The organism is Streptomyces violascens (assembly GCF_014649955.1).
Classification (GTDB): domain Bacteria; phylum Actinomycetota; class Actinomycetes; order Streptomycetales; family Streptomycetaceae; genus Streptomyces; species Streptomyces violascens.
In genome coordinates this window covers 416,575-437,205 of the sequence record NZ_BMUA01000002.1, presented here as the reverse complement: position 1 = coordinate 437,205, position 20,631 = coordinate 416,575, and the positions used below count along the sequence as shown (strand labels likewise).

The following is a 20,631-nucleotide window of genomic DNA, read 5'->3' as shown; positions in this document are numbered from 1 at the left end:
AGCCCGGAGAAGCCCCACATCAGCCCCGCCAGGGGCGCGGGGAACGGCGCGAGCGACCACCCGCGACCCAGCCGAACACGCCAAGGCCCAAGGCCCAACGCCCGAACAGGCCGAGGGTGCCGCACCGAATCCACCAGGGGCGCGGGGAACTGCGCGACCCGCCGCCCACGGCCCGCGGGCGAAGGCGGGCCCGGGGGCCGGGGCGCAAGTCCAGGGAGGCCCGCATCAGCCCCGCCAGGGGCCGTGCAGGGTCAGCGGACCGGGTGGCCCGCCAGCCTCAGCGTGTTCTTGACCTCCGCGATGCGCAGATCGCCGAAGTGGAAGACCGACGCCGCCAGAACCGCGTCCGCGCCCGCCTCGATCGCCGGGGGGAAGTGGGCCAGGGTGCCCGCGCCGCCCGAGGCGATGACCGGGACGGTCACGTGGCGGCGGACCGCCGCGATCATCTCCGTGTCGTAGCCGTCCTTCGTACCGTCCGCGTCCATCGAGTTGAGCAGGATCTCCCCCGCCCCCAACTCGGCCGCCCGGTGCGCCCATTCGACCGCGTCGATGCCCGTGCCCTTGCGGCCGCCGTGGGTTGTCACCTCGAAGGAGCCCGATTGGGTGCGCCTGGCGTCCACGGAGAGGACCAACACCTGGCGGCCGAAGCGCTCCGCGATTTCGCGGATCAGGTCGGGGCGGCCGATGGCGGCCGTGTTCACGCCCACCTTGTCCGCGCCCGCCCGGAGCAGTTTGTCGACGTCGTCCGCGCTGCGCACGCCGCCGCCCACCGTCAGCGGGATGAAGACCTGCTCCGCCGTGCGCCGCACCACGTCGTACGTGGTCTCGCGGTTGCCGGAGGACGCCGTGATGTCCAGGAACGTCAGCTCGTCCGCGCCCTCGGCGTCGTACAGCTTGGCCATCTCGACCGGGTCGCCGGCGTCGCGCAGGTTCTGGAAGTTGACGCCCTTGACCACCCGGCCGTTGTCCACGTCCAGGCAGGGGATTACTCGTACGGCCAGAGTCATGATCCAGAACCTCCCCGGTACGCCTCTACCTCGACCTCTACCACCAGGCTCGGGTCCACGAAGCCCGACACGATCAGCATCGAGGCCGCCGGGCGCACGTCGTCGAAGAGTTCCTTGTGGGCCCGGCCCACATCGTCCACGTCCCGGGCATGGGTGATGTACATACGGGTGCGGACCACATCGGTGCGGCCGAGACCCAGGGCCTCCAGCGCCTTGAAGGCCACACCGAAGGCGGCGACCGTCTGCTCGTACGGGCCGCCCTCGTCGATGCGGCCGTTGGTCACCGACGTACAACCGGCAACCAGGACAAGGCCGCCCGGGAGTTCGACGGCGCGGGAGTAGCCGAAGCGCTCCTCCCAGGGGCCGCCGGAAGAGATCTTGCGGATCTCGTCGCTCATGCGGCAACCACCTTGAGCGCCTCTTCCAGCGTGAAGGCCTTCGCGTACAGGGCCTTGCCGACGATCGCGCCCTCGACGCCGAGCGGGACCAGTTCGGAGATCGCTCGCAGGTCGTCCAGGCAGGAGACGCCGCCCGAGGCCACGACCGGCTTGTCGGTGGCCTCGCAGACGTTGCGCAGGAGCTCCAGGTTCGGGCCCGTCAGCGTGCCGTCCTTGGCGATGTCGGTGACGACGTAGCGCGCGCAGCCCTCGGAGTCCAGGCGGGCCAGCGTCTCGTACAGGTCGCCGCCGTCACGGGTCCAGCCGCGGCCGCGCAGCGTGGTGCCGCGCACGTCCAGGCCGACCGCGATCTTGTCGCCGAACTCGGCGATGACCTTGGCGACCCACTCCGGGGTCTCCAGGGCCGCCGTGCCGAGGTTGACGCGGGTGCAGCCGGTGGCGAGGGCCGCGGCAAGCGAGGCGTCGTCGCGGATGCCGCCGGAGAGCTCGACCTTGATGTCCATGGCGCCCGCGACCTCGGCGATCAGCGCGCGGTTGTCGCCGGTGCCGAACGCGGCGTCCAGGTCGACCAGGTGCAGCCACTCGGCGCCGGAGCGCTGCCAGGCGAGGGCCGCCTCCAGGGGCGAGCCGTAGGAGGTCTCGGAGCCGGACTCACCGTGGACGAGGCGTACGGCCTGGCCGTCGCGGACGTCGACGGCGGGAAGGAGTTCGAGCTTGGCAGCCATCACAGGGTTCCGATCCAGTTGGTGAGCAGCTGGGCTCCGGCGTCGCCGGACTTCTCGGGGTGGAACTGGGTGGCCCACAGCGCGCCGTTCTCCACCGCGGCGACGAACGGCTCGCCGTGGGTGGCCCATGTGACCCTGGGGGCACGGATCTTGGGGTTGGTGACTTCGAGGCTCCAGTCGCGTACGGCGTAGGAGTGCACGAAGTAGAAGCGGGCCTCGGCGTCCAGGCCCGCGAACAGCTCGCTGTCCTCGGGGGCCTTCACCGTGTTCCAGCCCATGTGCGGCACGACCGGGGCATTCAGCGGCTCGACGACGCCGGGCCACTCGTCCAGGCCCTCGGTCTCGACGCCGTGCTCGATCCCCCGCTCGAAGAGGATCTGCATGCCGACGCAGATGCCCATGACGGGGCGGCCGCCGGAGAGCCGGCGCCCGACGATCCAGTCGCCTCGGGCCTCGCGCAGGCCCTTCATGCAGGCGGAGAACGCGCCGACGCCGGGAACGAGCAGCCCGTCGGCGTTCATGGCCTTGTCGTAGTCGCGGGTGATCTCCACGTCGGCGCCGACGTGGGCGAGGGCGCGCTCGGCGGACCGTACGTTGCCGAAGCCGTAGTCGAAGACGACGATCTTCTTGGCTGCTGCGCTCATGACCAGACGTCCAGTCGCAGGATGCCGGCGGCCAGGCACATCGCGGCGCCGATGGACAGGAGCACGATCAGGCTCTTCGGCATCCCCTGCTTGACGAAGGAGATGATTCCGCCGATCAGGAAGAGGCCGACCACGATCAGGATGGTGTTGAGACCGTTCATGCTTACAGGGCACCCTTGGTGGAAGGAAGAATTCCGGCAGCGCGCGGGTCACGCTCCGAGGCGTAGCGCAGCGCCCGGGCGAGCGCCTTGAACTGGCACTCCACGATGTGGTGGGCGTTGCGTCCGTACGGTACGTGGATGTGCAGCGCGACCTGGGCCTGGGCGACGAAGGACTCGAAGATGTGCCGGGTCATCGTCGTGTCGTACTCGCCGATCATCGGCGCCATGTTCTCGGGCTCGGTGTGCACGAGGTAGGGGCGGCCCGACAGGTCGACGGTCACCTGGGCGAGCGACTCGTCGAGCGGGACGGTGCAGTTGCCGAAGCGGTAGATGCCGACCTTGTCGCCGAGCGCCTGCTTGAAGGCGGCGCCGAGGGCGAGCGCGGTGTCCTCGATGGTGTGGTGGCTGTCGATGTGCAGATCGCCGTCGGTCTTGACGGTGAGGTCGAACAGGCCGTGCCGGCCGAGCTGGTCGAGCATGTGGTCGTAGAAGCCGACGCCTGTCGACACGTCGACCTTTCCGCTGCCGTCGAGGTCGATCTCGACGAGGACGGACGTCTCCTTGGTGGTGCGTTCCACTCTGCCAACGCGGCTCATGCGCTCTGCTCCTTCTTGAGTTGACGGACCGCGTCGAGGAACGCGTCGTTCTCGGCCGGGGTGCCCGCGGTGACCCGCAGCCATCCCGGAACCCCGTTGTCCCGGACCAGGACGCCCCGGTCGAGGATCTGCTGCCAGACGGTGTGGCTGTCGTCGAAGCGGCCGAACTGGACGAAGTTGGCGTCCGACTCGGTCACTTCGTAGCCGATCGCGCGCAGCTCGGCGACCAGCCGGTCACGCTCCCGCTTGAGCTGCTCGACGTAGCCGAGCAGCGTGTCCGTGTGCTCCAGGGCCGCGAGCGCGGTCGCCTGGGTGACGGCGGACAGGTGGTAGGGCAGGCGGACGAGCTGGACGGCGTCGACCACCGCGGGGTGCGCGGCGAGGTAGCCCAGGCGCAGCCCGGCCGCGCCGAAGGCCTTCGACATGGTCCGCGAGACGACCAGGTGCGGGCGCCCCTCGATGAGCGGGAGCAGCGAGTCGCGGTGGCTGAACTCGACGTAGGCCTCGTCCACGATCACCATCGTGGGCTTGACAGCCTGGGCCGCCTCGTAGAGCGCGAGGACCGTCTCGGCGGCGACCGCGGTGCCCGTGGGGTTGTTGGGCGAGGTGATGAAGACGACGTCCGGCGCGTGCTCGGCGATGGCCTGCTCGGCCGCGGCGAGGTCGATGGTGAAGTCCTCGTTGCGCGGCCCCGAGATCCAGCCGGTGCCGGTGCCGCGGGCGATCAGCGAGTGCATCGAGTACGAGGGCTCGAAGCCGATCGCGGTGCGGCCGGGGCCGCCGAAGGTCTGGAGCAGCTGCTGGATGACCTCGTTGGACCCGTTGGCCGCCCACACGTTCTCGACGGCGACCGGGTGCTTGCCGGTGCGGGTGAGGTACTTCGCCAGCTCGGTGCGCAGCTCCACCGCGTCGCGGTCGGGGTAGCGGTTCAGCCCCCGGGCCGCCTCGGCGACCCGCTCGGCGATCCGCTCGACGAGCGGCTCGGGCAGCGGGTACGGGTTCTCGTTGGTGTTCAGCTGGACGGGGGTGTCCAGCTGGGGCGCGCCGTAAGGGGACTTGCCGCGCAGCTCGTCCCGTACGGGAAGGTCGTCGATGTTGATGTTCGTCACTTCTGCGGCACCTTCCAGTCGAAACGCGCCTTCAGGGCGGCCCCGTGTGCGGGCAGGTCCTCGGCCTCGGCCAGGGTCACCACGTGGTGGGTGACCTCGGCGAGCGCGTCGCGCGTGTAGTCGACGATGTGGATGCCGCGCAGGAAGGACTGGACGGACAGGCCCGAGGAGTGGCAGGCGCAGCCGCCGGTGGGCAGCACGTGGTTGGAGCCGGCGCAGTAGTCGCCCAGCGAGACCGGGGCCCAGGGGCCGACGAAGATCGCGCCCGCGTTGCGGACCCGGTCCGCCACGGCCGCGGCGTCGGCGGTCTGGATCTCCAGGTGCTCGGCGCCGTACGCGTCGACGACCTTGAGGCCGTCCTCGATCGAGTCGACCAGGACGATCGCGGACTGGCGCCCGGCGAGCGCCGGCCTGATCCGGTCCTCGATGTGCTTGGTGGCCGCGACCTGCGGCTCCAGCTCCTTCTCGACCGCCTCGGCGAGCGCGAGGGAGTCGGTGACCAGGACGGCGGCCGCGAGCGGGTCGTGCTCGGCCTGGCTGATCAGGTCGGCGGCGACGTGCACCGGGTCGGCGGTGTCGTCGGCGAGGACGGCGATCTCGGTCGGGCCGGCCTCGGTGTCGATGCCGATGCGGCCGGTGAAGTAGCGCTTGGCGGCGGCGACCCAGATGTTGCCGGGGCCGGTCACCATGTTCGCGGGCGCACATCCGTCCTCGCCCGAGGTCCCGTACGCGAACATCGCGACGGCCTGGGCGCCGCCCGCCGCGTACACCTCGTCGACGCCGAGCAGCGCGCACGCCGCCAGGATCGTGGGGTGCGGCAGACCGCGGAAGTCCGCCTGCGGCGGGGACGCGAGCGCGATGGAGGTGACGCCCGCCTCCTGCGCGGGGACCACGTTCATGATCACGGAGGACGGGTAGACCGAGCGGCCGCCGGGCGCGTACAGCCCGACGCGCTCGACCGGCACCCACTTCTCGGTGACGGTGCCGCCGGGCACGACCTGGGTGGTGTGCGCGGCACGGCGCTGCTCGCGGTGCACGATGCGGGCGCGCCGGATGGACTCCTCCAGAGCGGCCCTGACCTGCGGGTCGAGCTCGGCCAGGGCTTCCTTGAGCGCCTCGGCCGGCACCCGCACCCGGTCCAGCTTCACACCGTCGAATTTCTCCGCGTACTCGATCAGCGCCGCCGTGCCACGATGATGCACGTCCTCGCAGATGGGCCGCACCTTCTCCAGGGCGGCTTCCACGTCGAACTCGGCACGGGGCAGCAGGTCGCGCAGGGCGCCACCCTCGGGGAGGGTGTTGCCGCGCAGATCGATTCGGGAGATCACGTATCCAATTCTCTCAGACGGCTCCGGAGCACTGGACGCCTGTATCAGTGGCTGATACGCAACCCGGGGGTCACCCGCTGTCACCCGTGGCCACTAGCGTTCCTCCTGTCAGGGTGGACGGCGAGGGGGACGGCATTGACCGAGGCGCCCGATCTTGGTGAGGCTCCGGACTGGCTCAGCCCGGCGGAGCTCGGCATGTGGCAGGCCTTCCGCAACGGCAGTACCTACGATCTGCGCACCCGCAATCCGGTGCGCGACGATCCGTTCGCGACGCGCCCCTGGGGGCCCGAGCGCAGCGTGCGGGCCCGGGTGGTGGCGCTGCTTCTGCTCAGCGGTCCGCCCGCGCTGCCTGGGCGAGTCGCCGCGCTGAAGCTGAACGGGGTGCAGATCACCGGCACGCTCAACCTGTCGGGCGGCACGATCACCCCGTACGTCGAGCTGAACAACTGCCGGTTCGAGAACGAACTCCTGCTCCCCGAGGCCCACTTCACGACCGTACGCATGGTGCGCTGCTCGATTCCGCGGATCGAGGCGGCCCGGCTGACCACCGCGGGCGATCTGCATCTGCCGCGCTGCCGGGTCGCGGGCGGCATCCGGCTGACCGACGCGCACATCGGCACCGACCTCCTGATCAGCCAGGCCGTGGTGCACAGCGACCGCAACGGCCGCTCGATCGCGGCCGACGGGCTCTCGGTCGCCCAGGACCTCCAGGCCGATCTGATCGAGTCGTACGGGGAGCTGAGCCTGCGCGCCGCGAAGGTCGGCGTGACGCTGAGCCTGCGCGGCAGCAGGCTGATCAACCCGGACGGCCAGCGGGCCCTGAACGCCCCGCAGCTGATCGTCGAACGGACCCTGTACCTGACCTCGGCGGCCGTCTACCCGAGCGGCAACCAGGCGGGCACCACGCCGCCGTACGGGACGAACTACACCAACACGCCCGTGCGGGGCACCCTGATCCAGCCGTTCGAATGCCGGGGCGGGCTGCGCCTGGACGACGGGCGGTTCGGGGACGCGGTGGACCTCGCGCAGTCCCGGGTCGTGATGACCGACACCCAGGAGCTGTCGCTGCGCCGCATCCAGACGCCGGAGCTGCGCTTCACCGGGCAGCGTCCCGAGCGCGGCAAGGTGGTGCTCTCCGGGGCCCGGGTCGGCAACCTGGTCGACATGGCGGACAGCTGGCCGGGTCCCGGCCACCTGACGATGAACGGTTTCGCCTACGAGAACCTCATCCCGATCGGCACGTTCACGCTGGCCGAGCGCCTGGACTGGGTGACGGCCGCGACCCCCGAGTACGCGCCCGAACCCTACGAGCGGCTCGCGGCCGTGCTGCGGGGCAGCGGCGAGGACGCGGACGCCCGCGAGGTGCTGCTCGCCAAGCAGCGCAGGCGCCGCGAGACGCTGCCGCTGGCCGCGAAGGCGTGGGGCGTGCTCCAGGACCTGACGGTGGCCTACGGCTACCGGCCGGGCCGCGCCGCGCTGTGGATGGCCGTCCTGTGGGCGGCCGGCACCCTCGCCTTCTCGCACTACGACCCCCGGCCGATCAAGGCGGACGAGCACCCCGAGTGGAACGCGGCGCTCTTCGCGCTCGACCTCCTCATCCCGGTGGTCAACCTGGGCCAGGACGGCTACTGGAAGCTCACCGGCACCTGGCAGTGGGGGGCCGCCCTGCTGATCCTGCTGGGCTGGATCCTGGCGACGACGGTGGCGGCGGGCGCCTCCCGGCTGCTGCGGAGGGGGTGAGTTCCCGGGCAGGCGGAACCGAAGGTTCTCGTACGCGGTCCGCAGGGTTTTCGCGGGCTCCGCGCAGGGTCTTCACGCGCTCCGCGCGAGCCGCGGCCGACTGAATTTGCCGGGCCTTGACTCCGTGCCGTACAACCCTCACCACCGATACAGAAGCTTCACAGTGGCCCCCCTGGCGCCGCCCCCACCTGCGGATTTCAATGGTCCGCACCATGACTTTCGTATCCGCGCTGATCCGCACCGCACGGCGGGCCAGGCACACGCCTCTTCTTGCCGCCGGGATGCCCGATGGCCCGGAAGTGCTGCTCGATGCCCCCGACGCCCGGCTCGCCCCCGCGCTGGTCTCGGCCGCGCTCGGCGAGTACGAGGCGGCGGCGAAACTCCTCGCCACCACCCGCGAGCTGGCCGAGTGGGAGAACCGCGACCGCTACACGGTCCGGCTCGCGGCCTTCGCGGTCGGCAGACCGGACTGGCTCGCCAACTGGCTGGCGGACGCGCCCCGCGACCCGGACGCTCTGCTCGTCAAGGCGGAGCTCGCGATCGTCCAGGCCTGGGGCTCGCCCGCCCGGGCCGAGCGGCTGCGCGAGGTGGCGCCGCTGATCCACTCGGCGGCCGACGGCGACCCGTCCGACCCGGTGCCCTGGCGGATCGCGCTCGACCACGCCCGCGGCACCCATGCGCCGCACACCGTTTTCGAGGAACTGTGGGGCGAGGCCATACGCCGTTCCTCGCACCACTACGGCTGTCATGTGGCGGCGCTCCAGTACCTCTCGGCCCAGTGGTACGGCTCGCACCGCGAGTGCTTCGACTTCGCCGAGCGGGCCGCCGAGGACTCGCTGCCCGGCTCCCTGATCCGCGCGCTCCCGGCCCGCGCGGCCTTCGCCTACCTGGCGGGCGGCGCGGGCCGGGCCATCCCGTACGAGCGGATCGACGCGGCGGCCGACCTCGGCATCGAGCTGTCCGCCGCCTACGAGCCGGGCGACCCGTGGCCGGCCGAGGTCCGCAATCTGCTCGCCTATGTGCTGGTCGTGCGCAGACGCTGGCCGGAGACGCTGGAGGAATTCCGGCGTATCGGGCCGTACGCCACGTCTTTCCCGTGGCTGCATCTCGCCGCCGACCCGCTGGGGCAGTTCCTGGAACTGCGCGAGTTCGTACGAACCGAGGTCGCCGCGGGCATGCCGTGGGGACGGGACCGCCAGAAGCCCGGACGAGCCCGGTCCGACGGCCATTACGCTTGAGCGTTGTGACCACCGCACGCCTTCCGCTCTTCCCGCTCAACTCGGTCCTGTTCCCCGGGCTCGTCCTGCCGCTGAACATCTTCGAGGAGCGTTATCGCGCCATGATGCGCGATCTGCTGAAGACCGGCACCGACGCCTCGGGCCCCTCCGGATCCGGCGACGAGGCCGGCGACGAGCCGCGCCGCTTCGCCGTCGTGGCGATCCGCGACGGCCGGGAGGTCGCGCCGACCGCCCCCGGGCTGCCCGACCAGACCGCGCAGCCCGAGAAGGGCCCGGCGGCCGGCTTCGGGTCCGACCCGATCCAGGCCTTCCACCGGGTCGGCTGCGTCGCGGACGCGGCCACCATCCGGGAGCGCCCGGACGGCAGCTTCGAGGTGCTCGCCACGGGCACCACCCGGATCCGCATCCTGTCGGTGGACGCGAGCGGGCCGTATCTGACGGCCGAGTACGAGGAGATCCCGGAGGAGCCGGGCGAGGAGGCGGGCGCGCTCGCCGAGGGCGTCCTGCGCGCGTTCCGCTCCTACCAGAAGCGGCTCGCGGGGGCCAGGGAGCGCTCCCTGGCCGGCACGGCGGACCTGCCCGACGAGCCCTCGGTGGTGTCCTATCTGGTCGCCGCGGCCGCGGTCCTGGACGTCCCGGCCAAGCAGCGCCTGCTCCAGGCGCCCGACACGGCGACCCGGCTGCGCGAGGAGCTCCAGCTCCTTCGCGCGGAGACCGCGGTCATCCGCCACCTGCCCTCGCTCCCGGCGGTGGACCTGACGCGCGCCCCGACCAGCCCCAACTGACCTACGGGAGAGCCGAGTTGGCCAAGAAGAAGCAGCAGAGCGGGGGCACCCCGGCGACGGTGGCCCTGGTGAACGCGGGCACCGCGTTCACCGTGCACGCCTACGAGCACGATCCGTCCTCGGCCTCGTACGGGGACGAGGCGGCGCAGGCTCTGGGGGTCACCCCTGACCGGGTGTTCAAGACGCTGGTCGCCGACGTGGACGGCGAGCTGACGGTCGCGGTGGTCCCGGTGGCCGGATCGCTCGACCTGAAGGCGCTGGCCTCGGCGGTCGGCGGCAAGCGGGCCGCGATGGCGGACCCGGCGGCCGCCGAGCGCACCACCGGCTATGTGCGCGGCGGGATCTCGCCGCTCGGCCAGCGCAAGAGGCTGCGCACGGTCCTGGACGACTCTGCGTCCGCGCACGCCACGATCTGCGTGTCGGCGGGCCGCCGCGGCCTGGAGGTCGAGCTGTCCCCCGCCGATCTGGCGGCCCTCACCGGGGCCCTGCTCGCGCCGATCGGGCGGGTACCGGGCACCCCCTAGGGTCTCGACGTACCTCTCGTCCTCGACTAGAACCCGAGGGCGGGAGGTACGCCCATGTCGAAGCGGACCCGCAAGCGGAAGTGGCGCATCAAGAAGGGCCGGGCCAACCACGGGAGGCGCCCGGCCTGACCCGCACCGTCAGAGGCCGGCCGCGTCCGGCTTTCCCGGTCCCGGATCCTCCAGCGGCGGCACGTGCCACACCGGATCCGGGTCCCGGGGCCCGAACAGCGCCGTGAGGCCCAGGTGGACGGCCATGGCGGCGATCGGCCAGGCGAGCAGCGCGCCCTTCGCGTCGAGTTTCAGCGGGGCGTCGAACGTGACGCCCTTGCCGGCCGCCTTCGCCGCGGCGACCACGTCCTGGTTGGGGCCGAGCCAGATACCCAGGCGCCAGGCGAGCACCGAGCCGAGCAGCGCGCCGACCGCGAGGCCGGCGACCAGGGCGATGCCGCCCTTCCTGCGGAACAGGAAGACGGCGGCCGCGCTGAGCACGCCGAGTCCGAGCGCGAGCAAGATGAACGTTCCGTCACCGCCTATCGCCTCCTCCCCCTCGGTGTCCTTGAGGAAGACGGCCTTGTCGTCGGCGATCAGCGGCACCTTCGGCGCCAGCCACAGCCACAGCAGCCCGAGCGCGACCCCGGCCAGCGTCACGGCGAGGGCGACGAGCACCGCGTCCCGCAGGTCCTTCTTCATCGCGGGCACCTCCTCGACGGGCCCGGGGTGCGATCCCGCGGTGTTCGTCTGCCACGGGTCGTTGCCCGGGGGCTGCTGATGGGGCGGTGTCAGAGGTGCGGTCACCCTGACATCGTGCCAGGCGTGTCCGTGCGCCGCCTCACCGGACCGCCGCCCGGCGATAGGCCCAGGCGGCCGCGGCCAGCGAAACGACGCCGACGGCCGCGCACACCCCGAGATCGAGCCCGACGAGCGACCAGTCGGGGTGCGCGTCGAAGCTGTGCGCGAACGCCTCGACGCCGTACGTGGAAGGCAGCAGATCACGTGCGTACGCGATGGGCCCGGGCATCCGGCCGGCCGGGAGCACGCCGAGCAGCAGCGCCGCCGACATCCCCAACTGGCCGAAGAGCGTGGCGAGTTCCTGCCGCGGCGCGAGCAGCCCGAGGGCCGCGCCGAGCCCTGAGAGCGCGGCTCCCGCGAGCGGGATCACCGCGGCGAGGATCCACAGGTGCCCCATCGGGAGCCCGAACAGAGCGCAGCCGAACACGGCCGTCACCGCGGTCCCGGGCACGGTGAAGGAGGCGTACGCGGCGGCCGTGCCGAGCACCACCGAGGCGGGCGGCACGGGCAGCGTCGCGTAGTGGTCGAGGCCGCCGCCGGCCCGCAGCTGGCCGAAGTACTGGGCGAGCAGGTTCAGGGCGACGAAGGCGACGACGAGCACGCTCGACCCGGCGACCACCGCACGGGCCTCGCTCCCGCCGTCCACCACCCCGCGCATGAGGATCATGATGCCGACGGACTGGAAGGTCGCGACGAAGAGCAGCGGGATCCGCGCGACCCGGGCCCGCGAGAGCTGGGCGCGGTAGACGGCGGCGAGCGCGGGCAGCAGCCGGGCGCGGGGGGCGAGCGGGGCGGCGTCCGCGGCGTCGGGGCGCCGGGTGGCGCCGCTCGCCGGAGCCCCCACGGCCTCCACGCTGCTCTCCAGAGGAATGGCGCTCACGCCTTCACCAGCCCTTCCGTGCGGCCGCCGAGCGCGAGGTAGACGTCTTCCAGGCTCGGCGTGGCCAGGGTGAAGTCGTCGAGGGCGGCGAAGGCGGGGCCGCCGGTGACGGTGGCGACTGCGGCGCGGGCCCGCTCGGGGCTGAGCCGCAGCGTCCAGCGCCGTCCCGACTCCTGCGCCGAGGCGCGCAGGGCCGCGACCTCGGGGACCTCGACGGGGGCGCGGTCGCGCCACACGAGCTCGACCCGCACCTCGTCGGCGACCCTGGCCTTGAGCCCGGCGGGGGTGTCGCAGGCGATGACCCTGCCGCGTTCGATCACGGCGACCCGGTCGAGCACGGTCTCGGCCTCGATGACGTTGTGGGTGACGAGCAGGACGGTTGCGCCGCGCTCGGCCCGCCGCCGGTCGACGGCGGCCCACACGGCGCGCCGGGCGAGGGGGTCCATGCCGGTGGTGGGCTCGTCGAGCACGAGGACGGGGCGCTCGCCGACGAGGGCGGCGGCGAAGCATGCCAGGCGCCGCTGGCCGCCGGAGAGCTTCTTGAGCGGCCGCCCGGCGATGTCGTCAAGACCGAGTTCGGCCAGAACCGCGTCGCGTTCGGCGCGGGCGTCGCGCAGGGTGAGTCCGCGCAGCCGGCCGGTGGTCTCGGCGGCGAGCGAGACGGTCAGCTCGTCGAGCGCGGTGGATTCCTGGCCGAGGTAGGCGATGAGGCGGGCGGCCCGCTCGGGGTGGCGCACCAGGTCGTGGCCGAGCACGTCGACGGAGCCGGCGTCGGGCCGCATGAGCCCGGTCAGCTGGCGTACGAGGGTGGACTTGCCGGCGCCGTTGGGCCCGAGCAGTCCGAAGATCTCGCCGCGCCGCACGTCGAGGCTGATTCCGTCGGTGGCCCGGACCTCGGGCGTCCCCGGCGCACCTCGTCGGCCCCGCGTCGCGGGGTACGTCTTGACCAGGCCCCGCACCGCGCAAACGGTGCCGGCCCGCGCCGCTGCTGTGCCGGTACTCACGGGGAATGAGCCTAAGGGGTCGAAGGACCCACCCGGCCCCGGGGGCGGCCGAACGGCGTCCCCGGGCAGGGCGGCTACTCGCCGGCCGGCTGGCGTTCGGCGGCGGCCCTGACGTCGATCTCGCGCCAGAAGCCGGCCCGGATCGCGTACCGGTCGTGCTCGTCGATCTGGTCGTCCTTGTGCGCGAGGAGGCCGAACCGGGCGGCGTAGCGCAGGAGTTCACCGTCGATGCGGTGCGGGATGCGCGGGTACATGGTGGACAGCTTCTGTACGTGCGAGGGCTCGGGGAGGCGTTCCATCCAGCGCCGGGCGAAGACCTGGCCGACTTCGTAGGGGTCGCCGCCGACGGTGGTGATGTCCTCCTCGCGGTCGGCCCAGCGCTGCTCGGCGCTGGTCAGCTGGGCCAGCGTCGGCAGGGAGGCGGTCTCGGGGGACTCGCCGAGCGCAGCGCCCGGACGCTCGACCCACCCTTTGTCGGAGGACCAGCGCAGGGTGGCGGCCGAGGCCGGCGCGGGGGCGGCCGGGGCGCTGCCGGGCCCGCGCAGGGAGGCCAGGTCCTTCGGCGTCGGTACGCCCTTGGCGCCGCTCGGGGCGGGCACCGAGGTGCCGTTCTCGCCGGCGGTCTCGGGGGGCGCGGTGCCGTTGCGCACGGCGGCGGCCTGGGCCTCGGCGGCGCGCTCGGCGGAGGCGGCGAGGGCGGATTCGGGCAGCGGCGCGGAGAGGATCGCGGCGATCTCGGGGCGGGGCGCGGGGGCCGGGGCGCAGATGCCGGTGAGGTCCCTGGCGCGGACGGCCTGGGTGATCCAGGCGCGGTCGAGGACCCGGCGTTCGTCGGCCTCGGCGACCAGGTCCTCGGACTGGTTGTAGTCGCCGTCGGCGGCCTGCACGGCCCACAGGTGAACGGCGACGCCGTGCTCCTTCGCGGACATCAGACCCGGCAGCAGGTCGCCGTCGCCGGTCACCAGGACCACGTCCGAGCAGGCGCGGTTGCGGGCGAGTTCGGTCAGCTCGGCGTGCATCGCGGCGTCCACGCCCTTCTGCGCCCAGCGGCCGTCGCTGCGGGTCAGCGCGCCCAGCCGGACCGTCACCCTGGGCATCACGCGCAGCCGGCGGTGCTCGGGCTGCGGGACCCGGTCGGGGGCGCCGTCGAACCAGTAGATGCGGAGCAAGGGCTGCTGGGTGTCGGCCTCAGCGCGCTCGCGGAGCCCTTGGATCAGGGCGGCATGGTCGACGGTGATGCGGGAACGGGCCGGTTCTCCGGCGAGCAGACTCGCGGCGGCACCGAGCAGGTAACCGGCATCCACCAGGACGACGCAGCGGTCCATGCGTTCCACCCTCTTTCGGGAACGGAAAAGCCGAAGAAACAGAAATAACAGGAGCGGGGGTACGGGAGATCACCCAATGAACTTCGGGTTTCCTTCGAGTCTGCCCGACCGCGCAAGGGTTGAGCACCGGAACTCGATCATCGGCGTGGCGGATTGAGGGGTCACCACTTCGTCACGCACGGTAATGATCCGAAATGCGCCCTTTGTTCTTCTGTGTGAGTCTGACAGCGGCCCTGGCCCCGAGTTCCCCCACAGGAGGCAGCACCATGGCCAAGAACAAGAACCGCAAGTCGGGCAGTCAGCAGGACCGCTCCCAGGCCGCCGGGCGCGGGCAGGAGCAGTCGAAGTCCGCCGCCTTCGAGTCCCAGGCCGTGCCGCAGTCGCAGGCCCAGGGCAGCCCGGCGGATGTTGCCCGTAAGCACCAGCGTCGCTTCGGTCATAACTAGCCGTCATTGCATGAAGAAGGGGCGCACCCGATGGGTGCGCCCCTTTCTCGTACGGAACGTCCTGCGAGGTCAGCCGGCCAGGCAGGACGGGCCGAGCAGCACCTTCAGGTCACCGAAAAGGGCCGGATCCGGCTGGACCCGGTGCCGGTCGAGCCGCAGCACGGTCGTCGAGCGCGGCCCCTGGAGCTTGATCCGCACCTCGGTGTTGCCCCGGTGGTGCCCCAGGATCTCGCCGAGCCTGCTGACCATCGGCGGGGTGACCTTCACCGTGGGGATGGTCAGGACGACCGGCGCGTTGGTGCCCGCCGACGACAGGTCGGGGACCATCAGCTCCATCGCGACCAGGCGCGGGATGTCCTCGCGCTTGTCGAGGCGTCCCTTGACGAACACCACGGCGTCCTCCACGAGCTGGGTCGAGACCAGCTGGTAGGTGGCCGGGAAGAACATGCACTCGATGGAGCCGGCCAGGTCCTCGACGGTGGCGATCGCCCAGGCGTTGCCCTGCTTGGTCATCTTGCGCTGGAGGCCCGAGATGATGCCGCCGATGGTGACGATCGAGCCGTCCGAGTAGTCGCCGCCGGTGAGCTGGCCGATGCCCGCGTCCGCCTTGTCGGACAGGACGTGCTCCAGGCCGAAGAGCGGGTGGTCGGAGACGTACAGGCCGAGCATCTCGCGCTCCTGGGCGAGCAGGTAGGACTTCTCCCACTCCACGTCGCCGAACTCGACGTCGAGGCCGAAGCCCGGCTCGCCGCTGTCCTCGTCCATGCCGCCGAAGAGGTCGAACTGACCCTCGGCCTCCTTGCGCTTGACCTGCACCACGTTGTCGATCATGGGCTCGAACTGGGCGGTCAGACCCTTGCGGGTGTGACCCATCGTGTCGAAGGCGCCCGCCTTGATGAGCGATTCCGTGGTGCGCTTGTTGCAGGCGGCGGCCTCGACCTTGTCCAGGTAGTCGGGGAAGGAGGCGAACTTCCCCTTCGCCTTGCGCGAGCGGATGATCGAGTCGACCACGTTCGTACCGACGTTGCGGACGGCCTCCAGGCCGAACAGGATCACGTCGTCGCCCTGGGCGGCGAAGTTGTGCACCGACTCGTTCACGTTCGGCGGCAGCACCTTGATGCCCATGCGCCGGCACTCGTTCAGGTAGACGGCCGACTTGTCCTTGTCGTCCTTGACCGAGGTGAGCAGGGCCGCCATGTACTCGGCCGGGTAGTTGGCCTTCAGATACGCGGTCCAGTAGGTGACCAGGCCGTACGCCGAGGAGTGCGCCTTGTTGAACGCGTATCCGGCGAACGGCACCAGGACGTCCCACAGGGCCTGGATCGCCTCGTCGGAGTAGCCGTTCTTCTTGGCCCCCTCCTGGAAGATGGTGAAGTTCTTCGCCAGTTCCTCGGGCTTCTTCTTGCCCATCACGCGGCGCAGGATGTCGGCCTCGCCGAGCGAGTAGCCCGCGATGATCTGGGCGGCCTTCTGCACCTGCTCCTGGTACACGATGAGGCCGTAGGTCAGACCGAGCGTCTCCTTCAGGGGCTCTTCGAGCTCCGGGTGGATCGGCGTGATCTCCTGGCGGCCGTTCTTGCGCTCCGCATAGTTCGTATGCGAGTTCATGCCCATCGGGCCCGGCCGGTACAGGGCCGAAACGGCGGAAATGTCCTCGAAGTTGTCGGGCTGCATCTGGCGGAGCAGCGAGCGCATCGGGCCGCCGTCGAACTGGAACACGCCCAGCGTGTCACCGCGGCAGAGCAGCTGGTACGTCTTCGGGTCGTCCAGCGGAAGCTCTAGGAGCTCCAGGTCGATGCCCTTGTTGGACTTCACCATCTTGACGGCGTCGTCCATGATCGTCAGGTTGCGCAGGCCCAGGAAGTCCATCTTGATCAGGCCGAGCGCCTCGCACTGGGGGTAGTCCCACTGCGTGATGGTGACGCCGTCGGTGTGCCGCACCCAGATCGGGGCGTGGTCGACGATCGGCTCGCTGGACATGATCACGCCGGCCGCGTGCACACCCATCTGCCGGACCAGGCCCTCGACGCCCTTGGCGGTGTCGATGACCTTCTTCACGTCCGGCTCGTTCTCGTACATCGCCCGGATCTCGCCCGCCTCGCTGTAGCGCGGGTGCTTGGGGTCGGTGATGCCGGAGAGGTCGATGCCCTTGCCGAGGACGTCGGCGGGCATCGCCTTGGTGAGGCGGTCGCCCATCGCGTACGGGTAGCCGAGCACCCGCGCGGAGTCCTTGATGGCGTTCTTCGCCTTGATCTTTCCGTAGGTGCCGATCATGGCGACCTTGTCGGAGCCGTACTTCTCCGTCACATACCTGATCACTTCGACGCGCCTGCGCTCGTCGAAGTCGATGTCGACATCGGGCATGGAGACGCGCTCGGGGTTGAGGAACCGCTCGAAGATCAGGCCGTGCGTGATCGGGTCGAGGTCGGTGATGCCCATGGCGTACGCGACGATCGAACCGGCCGCGGAACCCCGGCCGGGGCCGACCGCGATGCCGTTGTTCTTGGCCCACATGATGAAGTCGGCGACCACGAGGAAGTACCCCGGGAAGCCCATCTCCAGGATGATCCCGATCTCGTACTCGACCTGCCTCTGGCGGTCCTCGGGGATGCCTCCGGGGTAGCGCCGCTTCATTCCGCGCGCGATCTCCTCGCGGAACCAGGTGACCTCGGTGTAGCCCTCGGGGATGTCGAACTTCGGCATCAGGTTCTTCTCGACGAACATCCCCTCGGTGTCGATCTGCTCCGCCACGAGGAAGGTGTTGGCGCACCCTTCCTGCCAGGCGTCCGAGGAGTCCACCGCGTACATCTCCTCGGTGGACTTGAGGTAGTAGCCCGTGCCGTCGAAGCGGAAGCGGTCCGGGTCCGAGAGGTTCTTGCCGGTCTGGATGCAGAGCAGGGCGTCGTGCGCGGACGCCTCGTGGGCGTAGGTGTAGTGCGAGTCGTTGGTGACGAGCGGCGGGATGCCGAGCTTCTTGCCGATCTCCAACAGGCCGTCGCGGACCCGGCGCTCGATCTCGATGCCGTGGTCCATCAGCTCCAGGAAGTACTTGCCCTCGCCGAAGATGTCCTTGTAGTCCGAGGCCGCCTGCAGCGCCTCGTCGAACTGGCCGAGCCTGAGCCGGGTCTGGACCTCGCCGGAGGGGCAGCCGGTGGAGGCGATGAGCCCCTCCGACCACTGCGAGATCGTCTCCTTGTCCATCCGCGGCCACTTCTGCAGCCAGCCCTCGGCGTACGCGTCCGAGGAAAGGCGGAAGAGGTTGTGCAGGCCCGTCTTGTTGTGCGCCCAGATCGTCTTGTGCGTATAACCACCCGAACCGGACACGTCGTCGCGCTTCTGGTGCGGCTGGCCCCACTGGATCTTGCGCTTGTTGCGCCGCGACTCGGGGGCCACGTACGCCTCGATGCCGATGATCGGCGTGACGCCCGCCTTCTTCGCCGAATGGAAGAAGTCGTAGGCACCGTGCAGGTTGCCGTGGTCGGACATGGCGATGTGCGTCATGCCCATCTCATTGCAGGCGTCGAACATGTCCTTGAGCCGCGCGGCACCGTCCAGGAGCGAGTACTGGGTGTGGACGTGAAGGTGCGTGAACGGTGTCTTGGACGTGCCAGTCACGGGTGGGGCCTCCAACGGCAAGAGGGGGTTCACGGAGCAGGGGGACAGCCTTGGAGTCTACGTCGCCCCGCTGACAGCCGAGGGGGATCCGCGGCGCGAAGCACCCCGACGAGGGGCGGTGGCCGGGCGACCGACGGGCACTCCGGGGTACGGTCGCGCGTTGGAAGGGGCACAACCCGTCCCGATCGTGACGCAGGCAGTACGCACCAGGAGGCACCCAGCGATGTCGGTCCCGCAGCCCAGCGCGGAGACGCGCGGCGAAGAGATACTCGCCGTTTTCGAGACCGCGTTCGGCGAGCTCCTGGCCGCCGACCCGGCCGCTTTCCGGGTCAAGTTCCGCAAGATGGCGGCCTCGGCGTTCGCCTTCTACCGGGGCACGGCGTGCCTGTTCTACGCCGACCTGGAGCGCGAACAGCACGGCGGCCCCTATCTGGACGAGCGCACCGGCCGGGTCTGGATCCACGGCGACCTGCACGCCGAGAACTTCGGCACGTACATGGACGCCAACGGCCGCCTGATCTTCAACGTCAACGACTTCGACGAGGCGTACGTGGGGCCCTTCACCTGGGACCTCAAGCGCCTCGCCGCCTCGCTCGCCCTGATCGGCTACACCAAGGCGTTCAGCGACGAGCAGATCACCTCCCTGGTGCGCACCTACGCCGCCGCCTACCGCGAGCGCATCCACGCGCTGGCCTCGGGCGCCAAGGACGACGAGGTTCCGCCCTTCACCCTGGACACGGCCGAGGGCCCCCTCCTCGGCGCGCTGCGCGACGCCCGTGCCCGGACCCGGTTCGCGCTGCTGGACTCGATGACCGAGATCCGGGAGTTCGAGCGCCGGTTCACCGAGGGCGACGGCTCGATCGAGCTGGACGCGGCGACCCGCTACAAGGTCCTCGCCGCCTTCGACGGCTACCTGGAGACGCTGCCCGAGGAGAGCCTGGTGCGCCCGGACTCCTACCGCGTGAAGGACGTCGTCGGGCGCCGCGGGATCGGGATCGGCTCGGCCGGTCTGCCTTCGTACAACATCCTTCTGGAGGGGCACAGCGACGCCCTGGAGAACGATGTGGTGATCTATATCAAGCAGGCGCAGACCCCGGCGGTGTCCCGGCACATCACGGACCCGGCGGTGCGCGGCTACTTCGAGCACGAGGGGCACCGCACGGTGATCTCGCAGCGGGCTCTGCAGGCCGCCGCCGACCCGTGGCTGGGCTGGACGGAGCTGGACGGGGCGGGCCAGCTGGTCGCCGAGGTCTCGCCGTACGCGGTGGACCTGGACTGGTCGGACATCGACGACCCGGACGAGATCGCGGCGGTCGTCGCCGACCTCGGCCGGGCCACGGCCACGATGCACGCGGCGGCGGACGACGAGAGCGGCCACTCCGAGCTGGTGCCGTTCTCCACCGAGCGCGCCATCGACGCGGCGATCGCCGCCGACGAGGAGGGCTTCGGGGACCTGCTCGTCGACTTCGCGCACTCCTACGGCGCGCGGGCCCGGGCCGACCACCAGATCTTCGTGGACCTGTTCCGTAACGGTCGGATTCCGGGTCTCTAGTCTCAGAGAACTCTTAGGCACAACCGACAGCCGGACATGGCACACTCACCCGCGATGGACATATCCGGGACGCAGCTCAGAGCGGCACGCGCGGCGCTTTTCACGGCGCTCGTCGTGACGCTCTCCACCGCGTCCCATGTGCTGCTCTCGCGGGTCCCGCTGCCGCTCACGCTGGTGGCCGCGGCGGCCGGCGCGGTGTTCGTCATCGCGTACGCGCTGGCCGGCCGCGAGCGCGGCTACTGGGCGATAGCGGGGGCCCTGGTCCCGCTGGAGCTGGCCGCCGACACCCTGTTCACCACCGGTCAGCACGTCTGTTACGGCCCGGCCGGCGGGCCCGTCGCGGGCGCCCTGCGCGCGGTCGGATTCGACGTGCTGTGCGGCGGCGGCACCCTGGGTGCCGTGGGCACCCCGGCGAACGCGGCCACCCTGCTGACCCACCCCGGCCCGGCCGCGCCCTGGCTGCTGCTCGCGGCTCATCTGACGGTCGGACTGCTCGCCGCCCTGTGGCTGCGCCGGGGCGAGGCGGCGCTCGCCCGACTGCTGCGCGCGGTCGCCGCGTTCGCGTTCCGGCCGCTGCTGGTCGCGGCCGCCGTGGTGCGCGCCGTCGTCGGCGCCGAGTGCCCGCTCGCGCGCCCGGCGCACGGCAGGCCCGGCCCGTCGCGCACCCGCCTCCTGGTGCACTCCGTGGCACGAAGGGGACCGCCCTGCCCGTCGCCCGCCCTCGTCTGAGGTCGGCTTCCGAGCACAGCAGTCCCCGTCACTTTC

General features: G+C 71.2%; 21 protein-coding genes. 8 read left to right on the top strand and 13 right to left on the bottom strand.

Translation table 11 applies throughout. From position 1 onward, the window contains the following. Nucleotides 1-251: 251 nt before the first annotated feature. Genes hisF through hisD form a run of 8 tightly spaced genes read right to left on the bottom strand, consistent with a single transcriptional unit; the run spans nucleotide 252 to nucleotide 5,968 of the window. Nucleotides 252-1,007, bottom strand: a complete 756-nt coding sequence (gene hisF / locus IE206_RS07085) for an imidazole glycerol phosphate synthase subunit HisF (RefSeq protein WP_189961140.1) — start codon at nucleotides 1,005-1,007, stop codon at nucleotides 252-254. Next, nucleotides 1,004-1,405 (bottom strand): RidA family protein, encoded by a 402-nt coding sequence (locus tag IE206_RS07080; RefSeq protein WP_189961139.1) that lies wholly within the window; start codon nucleotides 1,403-1,405, stop codon nucleotides 1,004-1,006. Before IE206_RS07080 ends, hisF begins: the two co-directional genes overlap by 4 nt. After that, nucleotides 1,402-2,130 (bottom strand): bifunctional 1-(5-phosphoribosyl)-5-((5-phosphoribosylamino)methylideneamino)imidazole-4-carboxamide isomerase/phosphoribosylanthranilate isomerase PriA, encoded by a 729-nt coding sequence (priA, locus tag IE206_RS07075; RefSeq protein ID WP_189961138.1) that lies wholly within the window; start codon nucleotides 2,128-2,130, stop codon nucleotides 1,402-1,404. The genes IE206_RS07080 and priA overlap by 4 nt, the downstream gene beginning before the upstream one ends. Then, entirely contained in the window at nucleotides 2,130-2,774 is a 645-nt protein-coding gene (gene hisH / locus IE206_RS07070; protein ID WP_189961137.1) for an imidazole glycerol phosphate synthase subunit HisH, read from the bottom strand. The genes priA and hisH overlap by 1 nt, the downstream gene beginning before the upstream one ends. Further along, complete coding sequence (locus IE206_RS07065) at nucleotides 2,771-2,935, bottom strand: CG2302 family histidine operon protein (protein WP_189961136.1); 165 nt, start codon at nucleotides 2,933-2,935, stop codon at nucleotides 2,771-2,773. The genes hisH and IE206_RS07065 overlap by 4 nt, the downstream gene beginning before the upstream one ends. A 2-nt stretch (nucleotides 2,936-2,937) precedes the next feature. Continuing rightward, a complete protein-coding gene (gene hisB, locus IE206_RS07060) occupies nucleotides 2,938-3,531 on the bottom strand; it encodes an imidazoleglycerol-phosphate dehydratase HisB (protein ID WP_114035753.1) in 594 nt (197 codons plus the stop codon). Continuing rightward, nucleotides 3,528-4,640 (bottom strand): histidinol-phosphate transaminase, encoded by a 1,113-nt coding sequence (locus IE206_RS07055; protein WP_189961135.1) that lies wholly within the window; start codon nucleotides 4,638-4,640, stop codon nucleotides 3,528-3,530. The genes hisB and IE206_RS07055 overlap by 4 nt, the downstream gene beginning before the upstream one ends. Continuing rightward, entirely contained in the window at nucleotides 4,637-5,968 is a 1,332-nt protein-coding gene (gene hisD / locus IE206_RS07050; RefSeq protein WP_189961134.1) for a histidinol dehydrogenase, read from the bottom strand. The genes IE206_RS07055 and hisD overlap by 4 nt, the downstream gene beginning before the upstream one ends. A 135-nt stretch (nucleotides 5,969-6,103) precedes the next feature. On the opposite strand from hisD, the gene IE206_RS07045 reads away from it, so the two are divergent. The 5 genes from IE206_RS07045 to IE206_RS43895 all read left to right on the top strand — a co-directional run bounded on the left by IE206_RS07045 (nucleotide 6,104) and on the right by IE206_RS43895 (nucleotide 10,384). Continuing rightward, a complete protein-coding gene (locus IE206_RS07045; RefSeq protein ID WP_189961133.1) occupies nucleotides 6,104-7,708 on the top strand; it encodes an oxidoreductase in 1,605 nt (534 codons plus the stop codon). Nucleotides 7,709-7,908: 200 nt separating this feature from the next. Further along, nucleotides 7,909-8,946, top strand: coding sequence for a hypothetical protein (locus IE206_RS07040; RefSeq protein ID WP_189961132.1), 1,038 nt, complete (start codon nucleotides 7,909-7,911; stop codon nucleotides 8,944-8,946). Nucleotides 8,947-8,951: 5 nt separating this feature from the next. Then, nucleotides 8,952-9,731 (top strand): LON peptidase substrate-binding domain-containing protein, encoded by a 780-nt coding sequence (locus IE206_RS07035; protein ID WP_189961131.1) that lies wholly within the window; start codon nucleotides 8,952-8,954, stop codon nucleotides 9,729-9,731. Nucleotides 9,732-9,748: 17 nt separating this feature from the next. Beyond that, complete coding sequence (ybaK, locus tag IE206_RS07030) at nucleotides 9,749-10,255, top strand: Cys-tRNA(Pro) deacylase (protein WP_189961130.1); 507 nt, start codon at nucleotides 9,749-9,751, stop codon at nucleotides 10,253-10,255. A gap of 54 nt (nucleotides 10,256-10,309) precedes the next feature. Next, nucleotides 10,310-10,384 carry a hypothetical protein gene (locus IE206_RS43895; RefSeq protein ID WP_465270266.1) on the top strand — a complete coding sequence of 25 codons (75 nt, stop codon included), beginning with the start codon at nucleotides 10,310-10,312 and terminating at the stop codon, nucleotides 10,382-10,384. A gap of 9 nt (nucleotides 10,385-10,393) precedes the next feature. Here IE206_RS43895 and IE206_RS07025 read toward each other — a convergent pair whose 3' ends face one another. From IE206_RS07025 to IE206_RS07010, 4 genes are all read right to left on the bottom strand, one after another. Beyond that, nucleotides 10,394-11,050 (bottom strand): ABC transporter permease, encoded by a 657-nt coding sequence (locus IE206_RS07025; protein WP_189961129.1) that lies wholly within the window; start codon nucleotides 11,048-11,050, stop codon nucleotides 10,394-10,396. A gap of 34 nt (nucleotides 11,051-11,084) precedes the next feature. After that, the gene (locus tag IE206_RS07020; RefSeq protein ID WP_226598841.1) at nucleotides 11,085-11,888 is read right to left on the bottom strand and encodes an ABC transporter permease; all 804 of its coding nucleotides are present in this window, start codon (nucleotides 11,886-11,888) and stop codon (nucleotides 11,085-11,087) included. A 32-nt stretch (nucleotides 11,889-11,920) separates the two neighbouring features. Further along, on the bottom strand, nucleotides 11,921-12,928 hold the full coding sequence (locus IE206_RS07015; RefSeq protein WP_189961128.1) for an ABC transporter ATP-binding protein: 1,008 nt from the start codon (nucleotides 12,926-12,928) through the stop codon (nucleotides 11,921-11,923). 74 nt (nucleotides 12,929-13,002) lie between these two features. Next, complete coding sequence (locus IE206_RS07010) at nucleotides 13,003-14,253, bottom strand: NYN domain-containing protein (RefSeq protein ID WP_189961127.1); 1,251 nt, start codon at nucleotides 14,251-14,253, stop codon at nucleotides 13,003-13,005. A gap of 266 nt (nucleotides 14,254-14,519) precedes the next feature. Between IE206_RS07010 and IE206_RS07005 the strand changes: the two genes are divergently transcribed. Next, entirely contained in the window at nucleotides 14,520-14,699 is a 180-nt protein-coding gene (locus IE206_RS07005) for a hypothetical protein (protein ID WP_189961126.1), read from the top strand. A 69-nt stretch (nucleotides 14,700-14,768) separates the two neighbouring features. On the opposite strand, the gene dnaE is transcribed toward IE206_RS07005, so the two are convergent. Next, nucleotides 14,769-18,314, bottom strand: a complete 3,546-nt coding sequence (gene dnaE, locus IE206_RS07000; RefSeq protein ID WP_189961125.1) for a DNA polymerase III subunit alpha — start codon at nucleotides 18,312-18,314, stop codon at nucleotides 14,769-14,771. A 223-nt stretch (nucleotides 18,315-18,537) separates the two neighbouring features. On the opposite strand from dnaE, the gene IE206_RS06995 reads away from it, so the two are divergent. Beyond that, on the top strand, nucleotides 18,538-19,866 hold the full coding sequence (locus IE206_RS06995) for a DUF2252 domain-containing protein (RefSeq protein ID WP_189961124.1): 1,329 nt from the start codon (nucleotides 18,538-18,540) through the stop codon (nucleotides 19,864-19,866). Between the two features lie 54 nt (nucleotides 19,867-19,920). After that, entirely contained in the window at nucleotides 19,921-20,595 is a 675-nt protein-coding gene (locus IE206_RS06990; RefSeq protein ID WP_189961123.1) for a hypothetical protein, read from the top strand. The last annotated feature ends 36 nt before the right edge of the window (nucleotides 20,596-20,631 follow it).